The sequence below is a fragment of the Clostridium sp. CMCC3677 genome (assembly GCF_023845585.1).
GTDB classification, from domain to species: domain Bacteria; phylum Bacillota; class Clostridia; order Clostridiales; family Clostridiaceae; genus Clostridium; species Clostridium aquiflavi.
Window position 1 is genome coordinate 73,203 of record NZ_JAMQHS010000006.1, and the last position, 17,720, is coordinate 90,922.

General features: G+C 26.0%; 16 protein-coding genes. 5 read left to right on the forward strand and 11 right to left on the reverse strand.

The genetic code is table 11. The features are described 5' to 3' along the window. Nucleotides 1-154 precede the first annotated feature (154 nt). A complete protein-coding gene (lepB, locus tag NG901_RS08710) occupies nucleotides 155-694 on the forward strand; it encodes a signal peptidase I (protein WP_252213672.1) in 540 nt (179 codons plus the stop codon). A gap of 317 nt (nucleotides 695-1,011) precedes the next feature. Here lepB and NG901_RS08715 read toward each other — a convergent pair whose 3' ends face one another. Continuing rightward, a complete protein-coding gene (locus NG901_RS08715) occupies nucleotides 1,012-2,748 on the reverse strand; it encodes an oleate hydratase (RefSeq protein WP_252213675.1) in 1,737 nt (578 codons plus the stop codon). Nucleotides 2,749-2,949: 201 nt separating this feature from the next. Beyond that, nucleotides 2,950-3,168, reverse strand: coding sequence for a DEAD/DEAH box helicase (locus NG901_RS08720; protein ID WP_252213677.1), 219 nt, complete (start codon nucleotides 3,166-3,168; stop codon nucleotides 2,950-2,952). Between the two features lie 220 nt (nucleotides 3,169-3,388). On the opposite strand from NG901_RS08720, the gene NG901_RS08725 reads away from it, so the two are divergent. Further along, nucleotides 3,389-4,444, forward strand: a complete 1,056-nt coding sequence (locus tag NG901_RS08725; protein WP_252213679.1) for a serine hydrolase — start codon at nucleotides 3,389-3,391, stop codon at nucleotides 4,442-4,444. 158 nt (nucleotides 4,445-4,602) lie between these two features. On the opposite strand, the gene NG901_RS08730 is transcribed toward NG901_RS08725, so the two are convergent. The 7 genes from NG901_RS08730 to NG901_RS08760 all read right to left on the reverse strand — a co-directional run bounded on the left by NG901_RS08730 (nucleotide 4,603) and on the right by NG901_RS08760 (nucleotide 11,953). Beyond that, on the reverse strand, nucleotides 4,603-5,874 hold the full coding sequence (locus NG901_RS08730) for an ABC transporter permease (RefSeq protein WP_252213681.1): 1,272 nt from the start codon (nucleotides 5,872-5,874) through the stop codon (nucleotides 4,603-4,605). Continuing rightward, entirely contained in the window at nucleotides 5,865-6,602 is a 738-nt protein-coding gene (locus NG901_RS08735) for an ABC transporter ATP-binding protein (RefSeq protein WP_286674011.1), read from the reverse strand. The genes NG901_RS08730 and NG901_RS08735 overlap by 10 nt, the downstream gene beginning before the upstream one ends. Beyond that, entirely contained in the window at nucleotides 6,592-8,040 is a 1,449-nt protein-coding gene (locus NG901_RS08740) for an HlyD family secretion protein (RefSeq protein ID WP_252213683.1), read from the reverse strand. Before NG901_RS08740 ends, NG901_RS08735 begins: the two co-directional genes overlap by 11 nt. 18 nt (nucleotides 8,041-8,058) lie before the next feature. Beyond that, nucleotides 8,059-9,222: a coiled-coil domain-containing protein gene (locus NG901_RS08745; protein ID WP_252213685.1), complete on the reverse strand. Its 1,164-nt coding sequence runs from the start codon at nucleotides 9,220-9,222 to the stop codon at nucleotides 8,059-8,061. A 324-nt stretch (nucleotides 9,223-9,546) separates the two neighbouring features. Next, a complete protein-coding gene (locus NG901_RS08750; protein ID WP_502800128.1) occupies nucleotides 9,547-10,080 on the reverse strand; it encodes a biotin transporter BioY in 534 nt (177 codons plus the stop codon). A 285-nt stretch (nucleotides 10,081-10,365) separates the two neighbouring features. Continuing rightward, complete coding sequence (locus NG901_RS08755; RefSeq protein ID WP_252213688.1) at nucleotides 10,366-10,908, reverse strand: NADH peroxidase; 543 nt, start codon at nucleotides 10,906-10,908, stop codon at nucleotides 10,366-10,368. 502 nt (nucleotides 10,909-11,410) lie between these two features. After that, nucleotides 11,411-11,953 (reverse strand): NADH peroxidase, encoded by a 543-nt coding sequence (locus tag NG901_RS08760; RefSeq protein ID WP_252213688.1) that lies wholly within the window; start codon nucleotides 11,951-11,953, stop codon nucleotides 11,411-11,413. A gap of 323 nt (nucleotides 11,954-12,276) precedes the next feature. On the opposite strand from NG901_RS08760, the gene NG901_RS08765 reads away from it, so the two are divergent. Continuing rightward, nucleotides 12,277-13,170: a DUF5685 family protein gene (locus NG901_RS08765; protein WP_252213690.1), complete on the forward strand. Its 894-nt coding sequence runs from the start codon at nucleotides 12,277-12,279 to the stop codon at nucleotides 13,168-13,170. A 224-nt stretch (nucleotides 13,171-13,394) separates the two neighbouring features. Here the strand turns inward: NG901_RS08765 and NG901_RS08770 are convergent, their stop codons facing one another. Further along, nucleotides 13,395-14,414 carry a pyruvate kinase gene (locus NG901_RS08770; protein ID WP_252213692.1) on the reverse strand — a complete coding sequence of 340 codons (1,020 nt, stop codon included), beginning with the start codon at nucleotides 14,412-14,414 and terminating at the stop codon, nucleotides 13,395-13,397. 247 nt (nucleotides 14,415-14,661) lie between these two features. Here NG901_RS08770 and NG901_RS08775 point away from each other — a divergent pair, with 247 nt between their 5' ends. After that, nucleotides 14,662-15,147: a DUF4883 family protein gene (locus NG901_RS08775; protein WP_252213694.1), complete on the forward strand. Its 486-nt coding sequence runs from the start codon at nucleotides 14,662-14,664 to the stop codon at nucleotides 15,145-15,147. A 226-nt stretch (nucleotides 15,148-15,373) separates the two neighbouring features. Beyond that, a complete protein-coding gene (locus NG901_RS08780) occupies nucleotides 15,374-16,207 on the forward strand; it encodes a PHP domain-containing protein (RefSeq protein ID WP_252213696.1) in 834 nt (277 codons plus the stop codon). A 93-nt stretch (nucleotides 16,208-16,300) separates the two neighbouring features. Here the strand turns inward: NG901_RS08780 and NG901_RS08785 are convergent, their stop codons facing one another. Next, the gene (locus NG901_RS08785) at nucleotides 16,301-17,692 is read right to left on the reverse strand and encodes an aminopeptidase (RefSeq protein WP_252213698.1); all 1,392 of its coding nucleotides are present in this window, start codon (nucleotides 17,690-17,692) and stop codon (nucleotides 16,301-16,303) included. Between the last annotated feature and the right edge of the window lie 28 nt (nucleotides 17,693-17,720).

Sequence of the window (17,720 nt, forward strand, 5' to 3'; positions counted from 1 at the left end):
ACTTTTACATTACATTATTAAAATATATGATTACAAAATATAATTTAGCACCTTAACATAAACAATTTGACAATAACATTATGTAATGATATATTTTAGTTAAAATATGGAAAAATAATTAGAGCACTATACATAAAATACGGGGGTACTTATCATGGAAGAAATAAAAAAAGAAACTATATCAAGTAAAATTATTTTTTTAAAAGATTGGCTTATACCTATACTTATAGCTCTTATACTTGGAATTTTAATAAATAAATTTATGTTTTTTAGTGTTTTTGTTCCGACTGGTTCTATGATTCCAACTATAAATGAAGATAACAAGGCACTTGTAACTAGAGTTAATAATCTATCTAGTATTACAAGAGGAGATATAATAGTATTTCAATCTGATGAGCTTAATTTAACATTAGTAAAGAGATTAATTGGTTTACCTGGTGATAAAATAAAAATTAAAAATGGAGTTGTATTTATTAATGGTGAAGAACTGGTTGAAGATTATGTAAAGAATAAAGATTATTCCTACTCCGGTGAATTCGATGTTCCTGAGGGAAAGTATTTCTTTTTAGGTGATAATCGTCCTGATTCAAATGATGCTCGACTTTGGAAAAATCCTTATATTGACGGCTCTCATATAAAAGGAAAATTCAAATTCATTTTCTATCCATTTGAAGATTTTGGATTTGCAAAATAGTTTTTAATTCTTTAGGAATTTATATTATTAAAAAATTTGTGGATAACTTTTAAAATAATGTGTTTTAAAGGTATTATGAGTACCCCTAAAGAATAAAAAATAATCATATGCCGCACCATTATTCCTGCACTGCGTTTAGAAAGGGCGCATGGCTAAAAAAATCGACGGCTCCAAAGTCGCCTTAGCGATTTTGTTCTAAAAGCTATGTTTTAGCAAAGTGTGGATATATGTATACGCAAAATATATCCACACATATTTAAAACATATCTTAATATTTTATCATTTAAATATATAATTATTTTAAAGTAGAGCTAAATTTAACTATAAGATTTTTTTAATGCTTGCTTTAATATTCTTGGATCTTTTTTATATTGTGTTATTGGACAAATTTTTTTATGCTTTATATTAAATAAAGTATATACTGCTATCCTAGCTGCACGTACAGAGTACTCTTCTGTAAACACCATATCTCCTGGTATTTCAACAAATTGACTAATCATTGCAAAATTTGTTGAGCCATTAGGTACAACTTTAGGACGATCACTCATCTTGCGTGGTTGAAATTGTGAATCTATATATGGCATCATGCAAGGAATAACATTAACTATAGATTCTTTTATCTCATCAATTTTATCTTCAAAATGCAAATGATGTAATAACTCTATTAAGATTTCTTCTCCAGTACACTCACGCATAGGTTTCTTTACATAATCTCCTTCTCTATCAGTGTACAATCCATATCCCCAGAAAATAGTAGTATCAAGTGGTTGATTTTTGAAGTGTGGTTGAGCAGCTATAACTATGCTCATTAGCCAACTTGAATCTTTAAAAGTCATTAATGCTCCACTACCTGGAATATTTCCAGAAAATTGCTCTATAAGTTTTAATAATTTATTTCCTTTACAAGTTACAGTAAAGCTTTCCCAATTAGTTTTCTCTGGATATTTAAAAAATGGTTCAGGATTTCCAAGTCCAATTTTCTTTTTAGCTATTTTTTCCCAAAGTTCAGCCGACATTGGGTTATCTATTTTATACTCTGCTGGTGTATTGTAATCTCCTAATGTTGCATTATCAGTCATACAACCATTAGTCATAATACATACATCATCATCTTTTAATTCAATTATTTTTTCTCCTTCCGAATCTTTTATGTGTATTGCAGTAACTGTAATCTCTTCTCCTTCTTTAAAATCCAGATCTGTTACTGTTGCATTAATACTAAAATCTACTCCAAAGTCTTCTAAATAAGATTTTAATGGCATAATAACTGATTCATATTGATTGTATGTTGTACGAGTTACTCCTTCTAAAGTTTCAATACGTGAAAATTCAAATATCATGCGTTCCATATAGCGTTTAAATTCAAATAAACTAGACCACTTTTGGAATGCAAATGTTGTTTGCCACATATACCAAAAATTTGTTTCAAAGAAATGTGGTGTATGTTCAAACCATTCCTCAATAGTCATATCATCTAATTTTTCTTCTGGAGTTGCCATTAATTTTCCAAGTGCCATACGATCAGCATTATTAAATCCCATACTCTTTGTATCTTGTATTACACCATCTTTATCAACTAACCTAGCTTGTGCATGTGTTGGATGTAAATGATCAAAATTTAAAATTTCCTCAGTAACGCTTTTTCCTGGAAACTCTAATGATGGAATACTCGAAAATAGATCCCAAAAGTTTTCATATGTTTCTTCATTGAGCATTCTTCCACCACGACATATAAATCCATTAACTGGATTACCTCCACCATCATTACTACCCCCAAGTATTTTCATACCCTCTATAATATGAATATTTTCACCTTCAAAATTGCAATCTCTTATAAGATAAGCTGCACCAGCTAATGAAGCTAAACCTCCACCTACAAAGTACACATCTTTGCCTTCATTATTCATATATTCAAATGATTCTGTAAAAATTTTATTTTTAGCTTTATTTTTAACTTTATTTAATCCTAAAGTTGCTGCTGTTGCTACTCCTGTTATTGCACCTAAAGTAAGTAATATATTGACATTCTTATTTTTTTTCATCTTCTTACCCATATAACATTCCTCAACTTTCATTTTTAACTTATTTATTATTTTATCAATATTATATTTTAATCCAATTAAATTACAATTATACAAATTCTATTATAATTTAATTATAACTTATTTTTATTTGTAGAATAAAAAATTTAAGCTATAAAAAATTTAAGTATTTTTATAGCTTAAATAACATTAACATTTATTACATTATATTTTTTAAACATCCTCAAAAATTATCATACCATCTTCTTGTGCTACTAATCCTTTTTCTTCTAACTTTTCTAATTCTATATCTAAATCAAATTTCTTATTCATTTTATCGTCTTTTTCATTTTCATATTTTGAAAAAATCTTTTTAAGTTCATAATAACTTATTTCTTTTGCCTCACTTATTTTATTAATTAATTTTAAAGAATAATTAGAATATTTATTCACAATATCACTCCTTATTATAAATTTAGTATATAATTTATGTAATTAAGCAAGACTATAAGATATTTTCGTTTGTTGTTATATTATACTAAATGTGGTAACTCAATTATTACTATATTATTAATATTACTTCCTATCATTGTTAATATCAAAAAATTTATTGACATCATTTTATATATTTCATACAATTTTTACAAGAAACATTTTTATTAGGAGATAAAATATGAGGATTTTAAAGGATTATTTTGTAACATTTTTAATTTTAACTGTATTAATTATCACATTGTTTTTTTGCGTTTATTATTTTCCACAACAATCCGAGGACATAGTACAAGCTAAAAACATTGAATCAAATGAAGATAATGAAAATTATGATAAAGTTCATATTGATAGTGATAATTCTCATAGCTCCAATACAGAAAATATTGAAAATGTTAAAACTGTTGAACCTACTAAACTAATTACTGGCACTAAAATAAACAAAGATTTATTTAATGAAACTTTAAGTGATAATGAAAAATTGAAAATTTTAAATGATAGTAAATATAATCTTGAGGATAGAATCCTTTTTTATTTAGGATCTGATAGCGATCGTGTTGGATTTATATACTATGATTTAAACTATAATAAATATATTGAGCTTAATAAAAGTAATACTTTCATTGCTGCAAGTACTTATAAAGTTAAATTAAATGTATTGACATATGAAAAAAATAAGACAGATAAAAATTTACTTAATAAAAAATTAGATTATAAAGAGGATGATTATGAAGAAGGGACAGGAATACTTCAAAATTTATGTGACATTCCTCCTACTCCAATTAGTGAATTATTAGATTTATCTATAATTAATTCCGATAATATTGCTACTAATATGATTGGTTCATATTTAGGTGGACATGATCAAGTTAGAAAAGAAATTAATGAAATGTTTAATATTTCAATACCATATAATGAAAATATAACTACTCCAGAAACTGAATTCAGAATTTTAAAGCATATTTATGACAATAAAAGTGATGTAACTTACTCTCATTTAATTGATGTTTTAAAATCTACTGATTATCATGATAGAATAGATAAATATATCCCTCATAACATAGTTGCTCATAAAGTAGGTTCTAGTAATGAATACATACATGATATAGCAATAGTATTTCCAGACAACCCTTACATATTTATAATTTATACAAAAGATTTAGAAAATGCTGAAGAAAAAATAGCTCAGATTTCAAAGACAATTTATAATTATCAAGTTAATAATCGCATAATAAATTAAAGGTGGCTACGCCACCTTTTTTAGTTAAGAATGGAGAGTTGAGAATTAAAAGTTTTGGTTGAAAATCTTTAAGACTTTCTAAAAATATAATTTCAAAATTCCAATAAGGAATTTTTTCCTTAACTCTCCACTTTCCACTATCAACTTTCAACTAACATCTATTCATATCTTAGTGCCTCAATTGGATCAAGTTTCGCAGCTTTATTAGCTGGATAATATCCAAAGAACACTCCAATAAACATAGAAAACGTAAAACTAATTAATATTGTAGGAACAGATATAACAACTGGCGATTTTAAAACTAAAGATGTAATAATTCCCATCCCTATACCTAACACTATTCCTATTGTCCCACCTATTGCACATATTATAGCTGATTCTACTATAAACTGCATTTTTATATGAGAACTTTTTGCACCTAATGCTTTTCTAGTACCTATTTCTTTTGTTCTCTCTGTAACAGACACTAGCATTATATTCATTACTCCAATACCACCAACAAGTAATGATATTGCTGCTATGACCGAAATAGCCAAAGATACTTTTCCAAGAGCTGAAGTCATTTCTTTTAGCTCACTTTCCATATTACGAACCTGAACTGTCCAGTTTTTATTATTTTTATATAGATTTTTAAAATATTTACTAAAATCATTTGTTAATTTCATTATATCAGCATCTGCCTTTGGCTTTACAGTAAAATATGAATAATTTTTGTTCTTAGCAGATTCTTTAGATGTAGTTACTGGAATATATAAATTAGTTTGCATATCTTTTTCAGATGATCTACTACCTCCATCAAAAGGTGATGCTTCAAATTTATATACACCTACAACTACATAACTTTTAATATCATCTCCTACATATACCTTAATCTCTTTTCCTAAGGGATCTATATTTTTTTTAAATATATTATTTACAAATTTATCAGATACAACGGCAAGTTTTCTCTTTCCTTTTACATCCTTATCATTTATAAATCTACCTTTTAATAGCTTTATATTTTTGGCATCTTTATACCCGTCATTTACACCCATAATACTTACATTAGCATATGAATATCCTTCTTTTGCTTTTCCTGATCCGCCATGTTCAGATACACTTATACTATCAATGTCATTGCTAAATCTTTCTTTAAATTCATCAATCTGTTCTAATGAAAAGCAATCTTCTTCTGTCATTTTATCCCATGCATTTGAATCATAGCTCATTCCATCTTCTCCTTCACTCTTAGGAGAGATGGAAACATCTATATTTGTTGCTCCATTGCTAGCTAATGTACTTGTTAAAGATGAAGTTATGGCATTACCAATTGATACTATTCCTATAACAGAAGAAATTCCAATAATTATTCCAAGCATCGTAAGAATAGAACGCATCTTGTTTGATTTGATTCCAGCTATGGCAAGCATTATATTTTCTTTTATAAACATAACTTTTCACCATCTGGAAATTTCTTAGAATAATTCTTATTATAGTCATCAGATATTATCTTTCCATCCTTCAACGTTATAATTCTTTCAGTTTCTAATGCTAATTCATAATTATGAGTTATAAATACAATAGTCTTTCCTTCTGTTTCATGTACTTTATGAAATAAATCCATAACTAATCTTCCAGTTTCTGAATCTAATGCTCCTGTAGGTTCATCAGCAAGTATTATACTTGGATCATTAACTAAAGCTCTAGCTATTGCCACTCTTTGCTTCTGACCACCAGAAAGCTCATTTGGAAGATGATTAATTCTATCTTCCATTCCTACAAGCTCTAAAAGTTTTTTAGCACGTTCTATTCTAATCTTTTTATCCACTCCTGCATAAAGCATTGGTAACTCAACATTTTTAAGTGCACTACTTCTTGGTATTAAATTAAATGTTTGAAATACAAAACCTATTTTTTTATTACGTATTTCTGATAATCCATTGTCTGATATATCATTTATATTAGTACTATCTAATATATAAGTTCCAGATGTAGGTCTGTCCAAAGCTCCTATAATGTTCATTAAAGTACTTTTACCAGATCCAGAAGCCCCTACTATTGATATAAATTCGCCTTTTTTTACATTTATATCAATGTTTTTTAAAATATCTAATTGATTCTCAGTTCCTATATAGAAGCTCTTTACAATATTATTCATTTCAATTATATTATTGCTCAATAACCTCACCTCCAACGGGCTCAGCCATTCCTCCACCTAGTTCAACTATACTTCCAACAGTATAATTGCTTGGTTCAGAAAGTACTTTCATTCCATCTTGTAGTTCATCTCCATAGATTTCAACATTAAAATCTGATTCCATACCCTTATTTATAGCTACTTCTTTAATAATATATTTATTATCTTCTTGTGCTTCAGCTACATATATACTTAGACCATTTTCATTTTCAATTATGCTCTCATGAGGAATTGCATAAACATCATTTTTTTCTTCCAAAATAATATTTAATTTTGCTTTCATTCCTATCTTTATATTTTCATTCATCTCATTAATTTTTACTTTAGCTTCAAAAATAACATCTCCACTATTAGATGTAGAATTACCAGTAGCTACAGTAGGTTCATCAACTTTAGCTGTAGGACTTATTTCACTTATTTCTCCTAAAAGTTCTAAATCATCCGTTGCATCTGTTTTTATTATAGTTTTTTGACCAACTTTTATATTAGCAATGTCGACTTCCTTTATTGATGCTTTTATAACCAAATTGTTTAAATCTTCTATTTTAAATAATGTTCCTGTGCTTGGGCTTCCTACAGTTGCATTAACAGTAGTGATAGTTCCATCTACTGAAGCTTTAATTGTGCATTCATCTAATTCTTTCTTTTTATTTTCAAGTGCAACACGTTCACTTTTATTTTCATAAGCTATTTTAGCGCTTTCATAGCTATTTTGTGCATTTTTTAAATCTTCTTGTATTTTTAGTTTCGAATTTTCCAACTCAACATTAGCTTTGTTATAATCATCTTTAGCTTTATTATAATCATTTTCTGATTTTTTAAATTCCTGATTAGATATCTCTCCATAGCCTAAAATTGTCTTGTTATATTGATATAATCTTTCTGCATCTTCTAAAGTCATTTTGGCTGTTTCTAACATTGAGTTTGCATTTATAAGATCTGTATTAAGATTATTCTCATTTATGTAAACTATATTGTCATATGCTCTTTTTTTACTATCAAGATCTAACTTACCATTCGCCTCAGAAGCACTCAAAGTTTCTGTTAATTGCTCTATTTCCTCTTTTAATTTTTCAGTATCTAATATAGCTAGAACATCTCCAGTCTTAACTTCATCTCCAACTTTAACCTTAACTTCTTTGACTATATTACCTGAATTTGTATAAACATTTGTAGAATTTTCACTTTTTACTTCACCTAAAACATTAATACTATTAACAATATTAGCTTTGTTAAGAATAGTATTTTGAGCTTGTACATTAGGAGGTTTAGAAAAAAACATCTTAAATGCAATTCCTACAATAACTAGAATAGCTACAACTAACATAACCATCTTTTTTTTACTCATACGTTTTTTAGAATTTTTCACTTTTGAAATAATATTTTTAGGACTTAAATTTTTTATTTCTATTTTATTCATAATTTATACCACTCCACTCTAATATCCATCTTTCATTTTCATATAGCTTAAATAATCCATGTATAAATTATTTACTTGTGATATAAAATCTTGATTTTTATTATTTAAACCAACTTCTAACTCATCCACTTGTTTCTTTGATGCAAATCCATAATTATATTTAGTTTGCATTATTAAAGCATCATCTTGAGTTCTACTTAATTTATCATTGCTTGCTTTTAACAAGTTGCTTGAAAGAATAAGATTATTATATCTTTTTTGAAATTCTATTTTAACTTTTTCTTCTTCCTGCCTTAATGAAATTTTATTATTTTTAATTTCATAATCACTTATATCTGAGTCATCTTTTGCTTTATGATTTTCCATATCTTTTATTTTTAGGTCTATATTATTTAGTAACATATCATCTAAATCTTCTTCAAAATTTATTTTAGATATTTTATCAAGATCACCTTTTATATTAGTATCAACTTTTATACCTGTATTACTTGGAACCCCTAAAGAAAATAATAGATCTTTTAACTCGTTTTTTTCTTTAACCTGTATTTCTTTTAGCTCATTATTAAAGTCAGTAATATCATCTAAGTTTTTCTCATACTCTTTTTTAGATATAAATCCATTACCATACTTTATATTATTTATTTCTACTTGTTTATTTTTAAAATTAGTTTCATATTGCTTTAATTCTTTTTTTAATAATGTGTCTACATATTGTATATACTGTCTTTGTGCTGATTCAATTAAGCCTTGTAAATCCTTTTCATATCTTATATTAGATACTTTTAAATTGTGCTTTGCTGCTTGCTTTTCATCTTTTAATGAATCTAATTCTTTTTTGGCACTCCTTAGATCCTCATTCAATTTAATTTCTTTATCTTCCTTTTTACTCTCTGAAGATTCAGCTATCTCTTGAGGCTTAACTACATTTTTATAATTACTAATATCATTTTCTAGTCTACTGATTTCGCTTTCTTTATCATCAATTTCATCTAAAATATCTTTATACTTTTCTTTATCTTTTTTTAAATTATTCTTCATTATTTTTAAATCAGGACTATACTCAGTTATAATTTCTTCTATATTTTCCATAGAAAGTTGCATATTTTCCCGTGTTGCTGCTTGTACACTTATTTGATTCATAAATACAAACAATACTAGTAAAATTCCAGTTATTCGTTTCAAAATTTTATTCCCCCTAAAATAAATTAAAATATTTTACATTAAATCTTTTCTTATACAAGGTAAAAATTTATATTTTTACACATAATTTAGTATATATTCAATCTATTAAATAAATCTTTAAATAAACCTTAAGATAATATTATTTTTTAGTTTTTATTGACTTTTTCCTAATATAACCATGATATAACTTTAGAATTTAAAAAAGATGATTCCTATTTATTCAGAAATCATCTTTATACTTGGCTATGTTTTTAATATGTGTTGATATATACAATGGGTAAAATGGCATATACCGCTACTATTTTAAAATATGTTCATATATTTTTATATTATATATATTCTCTTTTTTATATTAATCCCTAAAAATATTCCTAAAAATATCTTTGCTAAATCAAAAATAACGAAAGGTAAAACCCCTATTTTTAAAGCACCTGAAAATGTTATATTTAAAATAAACGCTAATTGAGCTGTGCCTATAATATAACAAATTATAATTCCTAATGTGCCTGAAAAGCTAATAATAAAATAATTATCATTATACTTTTCTGAAAAATATCCAATAATTAATACCATTAATAAAAATGAAGTAATATATCCACCTGTTGGTCCTAAAAGTGCTTGAATTCCTCCTTTAAAGCCTGCAAAAACAGGTAACCCAATTGCCCCTAATAATATGTATATTATTTGTGATATAAACGCCTTTTTATACCCAAGAATAACTGCTGAGAGTACAATTGCAAAGACCTGCATTGTAAACGGAACTTGAAAAAATGGTATTGAAATTTGAGCGCATATAGCTGTAATAACAGCAAACATTGCACATACAATTTGATCCTTTAATATTAATTTACTAGATATAACTTTTTCCCCCCCTTAATAGTTTCTTATATTATATAATTATGGCTTTTCAATTGTCAACTATATTATCAATATAAGTTTACAATAAATTTATAAAAAAACAAAAGGCTATGTCACACTTTATTAATTAAAAATATACAAATGATGTTTTAGGTATTAAATCTAAAAATAGGTATATGGATAAATTTCCATATACCTACTTTCAGTAAATAAATATTATTTATAATATTGGATTTAGGGATAATTTAAGTTAAATTTTAAGCAATAATATAATTAATCACTATATTATGCAAAATATCTATCTAATAATCCTTTAAATGCTCTTCCATGTCTAGCTTCATCTTTACACATTTCGTGTACTGTATCATGGATTGCATCTAAATTTAATTGTTTAGCTAGTGTTGCTAAGTCTTTCTTTCCTTGACATGCTCCATGTTCTGCATCTACTCTTAATTGTAAGTTTTTCTTTGTATCTGCATTTACTACTTCACCTAATAATTCAGCGAATTTTGCTGCATGTTCTGCTTCTTCAAATGCTATTCTCTTATATGCTTCTGCTACTTCTGGGAAGCCTTCTCTATCTGCTTGTCTTGACATTGCAAGATACATTCCTACTTCTGTGCATTCTCCCATAAAGTTTGCTTGTAATCCTTCTACTATTCTTGGATCAACATCTTTTCCTATTCCAATTACATGTTCATCTGCAAATGCTAAGTCTCCACTTTGTTCTACAAATTTTTCTGGACCTACTCCACATAATGGACATTTTTCTGGAGCTGCTTCTCCTTCATATACATAACCACATACTGTACAAACAAATTTTTTCATAATTTAATTCCCCCTGTTTTCTTTTAATTTATATACACACTCTTTAATTTTTTATTTGATTTTTTCATTTATCTTTTGTTGTTTTTTTGTTTTATCTCTTCTACAGTTATTATTATATAATAATTATTATTACTTGTAAAGAGTTTTTTATAAAAAAATTTAAAATATTTTAATTAGCAATTTATATATATGGATATTCCTATATTAAAAAGGAACTTTGATAAGTTGAAAATTACTTTAAAGAATTTTTGTACTAAATATTCACTTTTAGTTCTCAATTCTATTTACTTTATTAAATTATATTTTATTTACCTCTCAGGTCTTAAAAATTTTATAAATTTCTAAAGAAAATAACTAGCCTCCCACCACCCGCTTAGTCAAGTGGTTTTCTTTAACTCTAAAGCACATAATAAAATAGGTACTAGAAATTAAATTTCTAGTACCTATTTATAATAGAGTTTTGGGTTTAATGGATAATTATCAATATATTGAAATTTAAGTATTATGCAAAATATCTATCTAATAATCCTTTAAATGCTCTTCCATGTCTAGCTTCATCTTTACACATTTCATGTACTGTGTCATGTATTGCATCTAAATTTAATTGTTTAGCTAGTGTTGCTAAATCTTTCTTTCCTTGACATGCTCCATGTTCTGCATCTACTCTTAATTGTAAGTTTTTCTTTGTATCTGCATTTACTACTTCACCTAATAATTCAGCGAATTTTGCTGCATGTTCTGCTTCTTCAAATGCTATTCTCTTATATGCTTCTGCTACTTCTGGGAAGCCTTCTCTATCTGCTTGTCTTGACATTGCAAGATACATTCCTACTTCTGTGCATTCTCCCATAAAGTTTGCTTGTAATCCTTCTACTATTCTTGGATCAACATCTTTTCCTATTCCAATTACATGTTCATCTGCAAATGCTAAGTCTCCACTTTGTTCTACAAATTTTTCTGGACCTACTCCACATAATGGACATTTTTCTGGAGCTGCTTCTCCTTCATATACATAACCACATACTGTACAAACAAATTTTTTCATAATTTAATTCCCCCTGTTTTCTTTAATTTATACACACTCTTTAATTTTTTATATTTAATCTATTTATTTTTCTTTTGTTGTATCTCTTCTACAGTTATTATTATATAATAGTAATTATTACTTGTAAAGAGTTTTTTATAAAAAAATAAAATAAATGAAATTTTTTGTATTCCATTTATCTTTAATTGCTTTGCTTTGCTTTACTTATATATTAACACTGTGCCAAAACACAGATTAATTTTATTTAATAACAATTATTTTTATGGAAATTTATTACAATAGTGATATAATAAACTTATATTAATTTATTAAGGAGCATTTTTTTGTTTGGTTATGTTACTCCATTAAAAAATGAATTAAAAGTAAAAGACTTTAACATTTTTAAATCTTATTATTGCGGACTCTGTCATGAAATCAAAAAAAATTTTGGGAATATTCCTAGAATAACATTAAATTATGATATGACATTTCTAGCAATATTATTTGATTCATTAAATGATAATAGTATAAATATAAATGAATTTAGATGCTTATTTCATCCTGTTTATAAAAGAACTATTTTGTTTGATAATAAATCTTTATCTTATGCTTCATTTATGAATATATCTTTAAATTATTACAAATTATTAGATGATTCTGAAGATGACTGTTCATTAAAAAGCAAATTAGAAGCTTTTTTTCTATTACAATATAAAAATAAATTTCCAAAATCAATAAGTTCCATTAATACAAAAATTAAAACAAACCTTAATACTTTAAGTTCCTTAGAAAAAAATAAGAACTTTAACTCTATAGATGAAATATGTGATCCATTTAGTACATTAGTAGGACATATTTTTAAAGACTATCCCTATACTTTAAAAGACGATTCTTATAATTTAAGAAATACACTATATACACTAGGATACTCTCTTGGTAAATGGATTTATCTTATAGATGCATTAGATGATTTAAAAGATGACATGAACAAAAATAAATTTAACCCTATAAATTTTTTATATAATGAAAATAATCTTACTTACACAGAGCTAATTAAAATTATTAAACCTAAAATTGAATTTTTAATTTTAAGTTGTGCTTGTTGTTGTAAAGATAATTTATCTAAACTTACTTTATATAAAAATGAAGATATTTTAAAAAATACACTCGAATTAGGATTAATCCATAAATATAGTCTAGTAATACAAGACTTAGATTGTTTCTTAAATAAACGTTAATACTTTACTATAAAAACAATTGATAGCAGACTATATTATAATTAAATTCACACATAAAAAGATAAACAATTCTATTAACAAACAAAATTGTTTATCTTACACTCTAAATTATTTATTTTAAAACAAACATTTTATAAACCATTTTCAATAATTGAAAAGTAACTATCATTATAATTATCCATGTTATAGACATTAATCCATCTTTTAATATATTACATATTTTTTTATCCATGATACTTTTCTACTAGGTCTTTTAAAAATTTAACTGTTTTTATAGGTGCTCTACCAATAGAAGTTTCTCCTGCTAATAAAAAACCATCAACTCCATTTTTAATAAAATTATATATACTTTCCACTTCACTTACACATGGCATTTTTCCACTTTTCATATTATCTAAAATGTGTGTCGCTATTATAATTTCCTTATTAGTATATTCTTTTACTCTCTTTATTATAAATTCTTCATATATAGGTGTATCTTCTATGGAAGTTTCAGCTATTAAATCACCCCTTCCTATCATAATTCCATCTACTTTAGCTATTATCTTATCTATATTTTTTATTCCCTCTAAAGTTTCAATTTTAGCCCATATTTTAGGATTATACTTTTCTTTTTTATTTAAATTTACAAATTCTATTATTTCATCTATGCAATCATCACTTTCAACAAAGGATTGACATATTATATCTACTTTATGTTCTATTCCAAATTTGATATCCTCTTTATCTTTTAAGTTAAGCTTTATTTTACTTCTATCAAAACCCTTTATATTGCATCCTTTGCCAGCTCTTACAACTCCACCTCTTACAGTAATTGCCTTTAAAAAGCCCTCTTCTTCTCCTAATATATTAAATATCATAGTATTGTCTTTAATACTTATTTCATCATACTTATTTTCCATTAAAATATTATTATTTATATTCAAAGGAACTATTTTATCATTATTTTTTAGTTTTTGATTTACTTTTTTATATTTATCTTCGCCACAAAAATAAACTTTTTCCTCGTCATATATTTTGTATACACCACAAAGTTTATTAGACACTCTTATTTTGCTTCCACATAAATCTAATATTATAACTACATCTTCTTTTATTGCCTTTGCCATTTCAATATATTCTAAAAACTCGTTACTACTACCATGTGAAAAATTAAATCTTAATGAATTTGCCCCGCTATAAAATATATCTTTTAATACTTTCTTATCCATTATGTTAGGTCCTACTGTAGCAATAATATGCATATATCCTCCTTTAAATTATTATCTCTTTGTATAATTCATACTCATTAAAATTATAAATATCACAATAATAAATTTATTTTATTTAAAATTACATTTAATTACTCCATACAGCTTTGCTTATACATATATCAACACTCTACTAAAATATGTCCTTAATTTAAATTTCATAATATAAAAACTGGAGTTCTAAACATGATTAATTTGAATAAATTTATTAAATAAAAGTAATTTTTAGGAGGTTTATTCATTGAAAAAATTTATTGTTATCTTACTAATTTTATTAAATACCACAATTATGATGGGCTGTAGTTTATCAAATGCTAAATACATAAATTTTTCTAAAAAACCTAATAATCATTATTATACTGAACAGCTTACAAAAAAAGTATTAAATAATGAAGAGTTTTCACTTTATGTATTTGATAAAAATTTATATAAAGAAATTAAAGTTACTGATGATGAAAAACTTATAGTAGAAAACTTTTTAAATAGTTTAATTACTGATAATTATTTAGAAACTTCTGATGCAATTAATGAAAGAGAACCTTTTAGAATTAAAGTAATATTTAAGGATAATATTTTTTTAATAAAAGTCTTTAATTCAAATCTTATAACTTTATCACCTTGGGATGGTAATTATACAGAAGATATAGTATCAATGGAAAATCTACCTATTGGATATAATTTATTTAATTTTTGCATTCATACTGAGTCTAAGCCTATTGAAAAATAAAATAAATGGATATTTCAAAATAACAACTTTAATTTGGAATATCCTCTTATTTTATAAAAATGATTTCAAAATCTTCATAATTATTGTATAGTATTCTTATATTAATGGTATTATATTGTTAATTCTAATTACATTTTAGTACAGACTAGTTAATGTAGTTTTTATAATTTTTTAAAGAATAAAAATAATTAATTTAAAATTATATAACAGAAAGGAGTTTATATATATGTATAAAATAGATTTCCATGTACATACTTCATGTTCAGATGGATTATTATCTCCTGTTGAAGTGGTAAAACGAGCTAAACAAAATTCTGTTTCTTACTTAGCAATTACAGATCATGATACTTTATCAGGATTGGATGCTGGAATAAAATGCGGTAACGAATTAGATGTTAAAATTATTCCTGGAATAGAATTATCTACTCAGTATAATAATGAAAGCATTCACTTACTTGGATTTTTTAAAGATAATAATTACAATAATTCTGAACTAATAAACGAACTTAATAAAATTAAAAATCATAGAATTATAAGAGCTAAAGAAATTATTAAAAAACTTAAAACTGAATTTAACATAATAATTAATTTTGATGACGTATTATCTAATGGAAAAGATACTATAGCTAGACCTCATATTGCTAGAGCAATAATAAATGCAGGTTATCCATACGATAACGAATATATCTTCCAAAACTTTATAGGCAAAGATTGTAAAGCTTATGTTCCTACTCTAAAATTATCCACTAAAGATGGTATATGCCTTTTAAAATCATATAATGCATTAGTGTTTTTAGCTCATCCAAAACTTATAAGCAATTCCAAAATTGATGAGTTTTTAAAAATGAATTTAGATGGATTGGAAGCATTTTATTTTCAAAATACAAAAGACGAAGAAGAGAAATTCATAAATATAGCCCGAGAAAATAATTTACTAATTTCTTGTGGTTCAGATTTTCATGGTAATTTAAAAGATGATAAAAAACATGGTGATATTGGAAGCATGACTATGCCTTCAATTTACTTAGAAAACTTTTTAAGTGCTTTGGCTATGTTTTAGTAGAATGTTGATATATACATAAGTAAAATTAACTTATTGTATATATCAACACCTATTAAAAACAAAACCTTTAATTAAAATTTTTATTTATTTCTATGCTTCTATTAAAAAGGCTCTATAGCCTCTCATAGTTTCATATATATCTGCTTTACTCGCTAATTCCCATGGTGCATGCATATTCAAAAGTGCTACTCCACAATCTATAACTTCCATATTATATTGAGCTAAAATGTATGCGATAGTTCCACCACCACCAGCATCAACTTTTCCAAGTTCTGCTGTTTGAATAGAAACATCGTGCTTTTCCATTATTCTTCTAAGCTCAGCCATATATTCTGCATTTGCATCATTACATCCTGATTTTCCTCTAGCACCAGTGTATTTATTAAATACCATACCTCTACCAAAGAATGCTGAATTTTTCTTTTCCATTACTGATGGATAATTTGGATCAAATGCTGCACTTACATCAGAAGATAACATTTTAGAATTACTAAGACATCTTCTTAATTTAATATCAGAGAATCCTTCGACTTTATCAAGAACTTCTGCAACTATATTTTCAAAGAATTTAGATTGCATTCCTGTTGCCCCTATGCTTCCTACTTCTTCTTTATCAACTAAAAGACAACAGCAAGTCTTATCGCATTCATCAATATCAAACATAGCCATTAATGAAGTATATGAACATACTCTATCATCATGACCATAAGCCATAACCATACTTCTATCTAAGCCATAATCTCTTGCTTTTCCTGCTGGAACTATTTCAATTTCAGCCGATAAAAAGTCTTCTTCTTCAAAATCATATTTTTCTTTTAATATTTTTAATATATTAGCTTTAACACTGTCTTTTTCTTCACCTTTTAAAGGCATACTACCAACTAATACATTTAAATCTTCTCCTTCAACTACTTTATTTCCTTTTTTAAGTAATTGATCTCCAGATAAATGTACTAATAAATCTGATACTCCAACAACTGGATCATTTTCGTCTTCACCAATACAAATATCAATTATTGAACCATCTTTTTTTACTACCACTCCATGTAGAGCTAAAGGTAATGTAACCCATTGATATTTCTTAATTCCACCATAATAATGAGTATCTAATAATACCATTTCATTATCTTCATAAAGTGGATTTTGCTTTGCATCTAATCTAGGTGAATCAATATGAGCGCCTAAAATTTTAAGTCCCTTTTCCATAGATTCTTTACCAATAATAAATAAAGCAATAGTTTTTCCTTTATTATTAGCATATACTTTATCTCCAGCTTTTAAAGTTTCTCCATTTTTTATTATATCATCTATGTTTTTATAACCGTTACTTTCTGCCATCTTAATAACTTCTTTTACACATTCTCTTTCAGTCTTACATATAGACATGAAATTTTTGTAACCATCACAAAAATCAAAGATTTCTTTTACTCCCTTTTCCTCATACTTATTCCATACATTCTTGTTGTTTTTTTCTGATTTCATATTTAATCCTCTCTTCTCTCTTTTGATA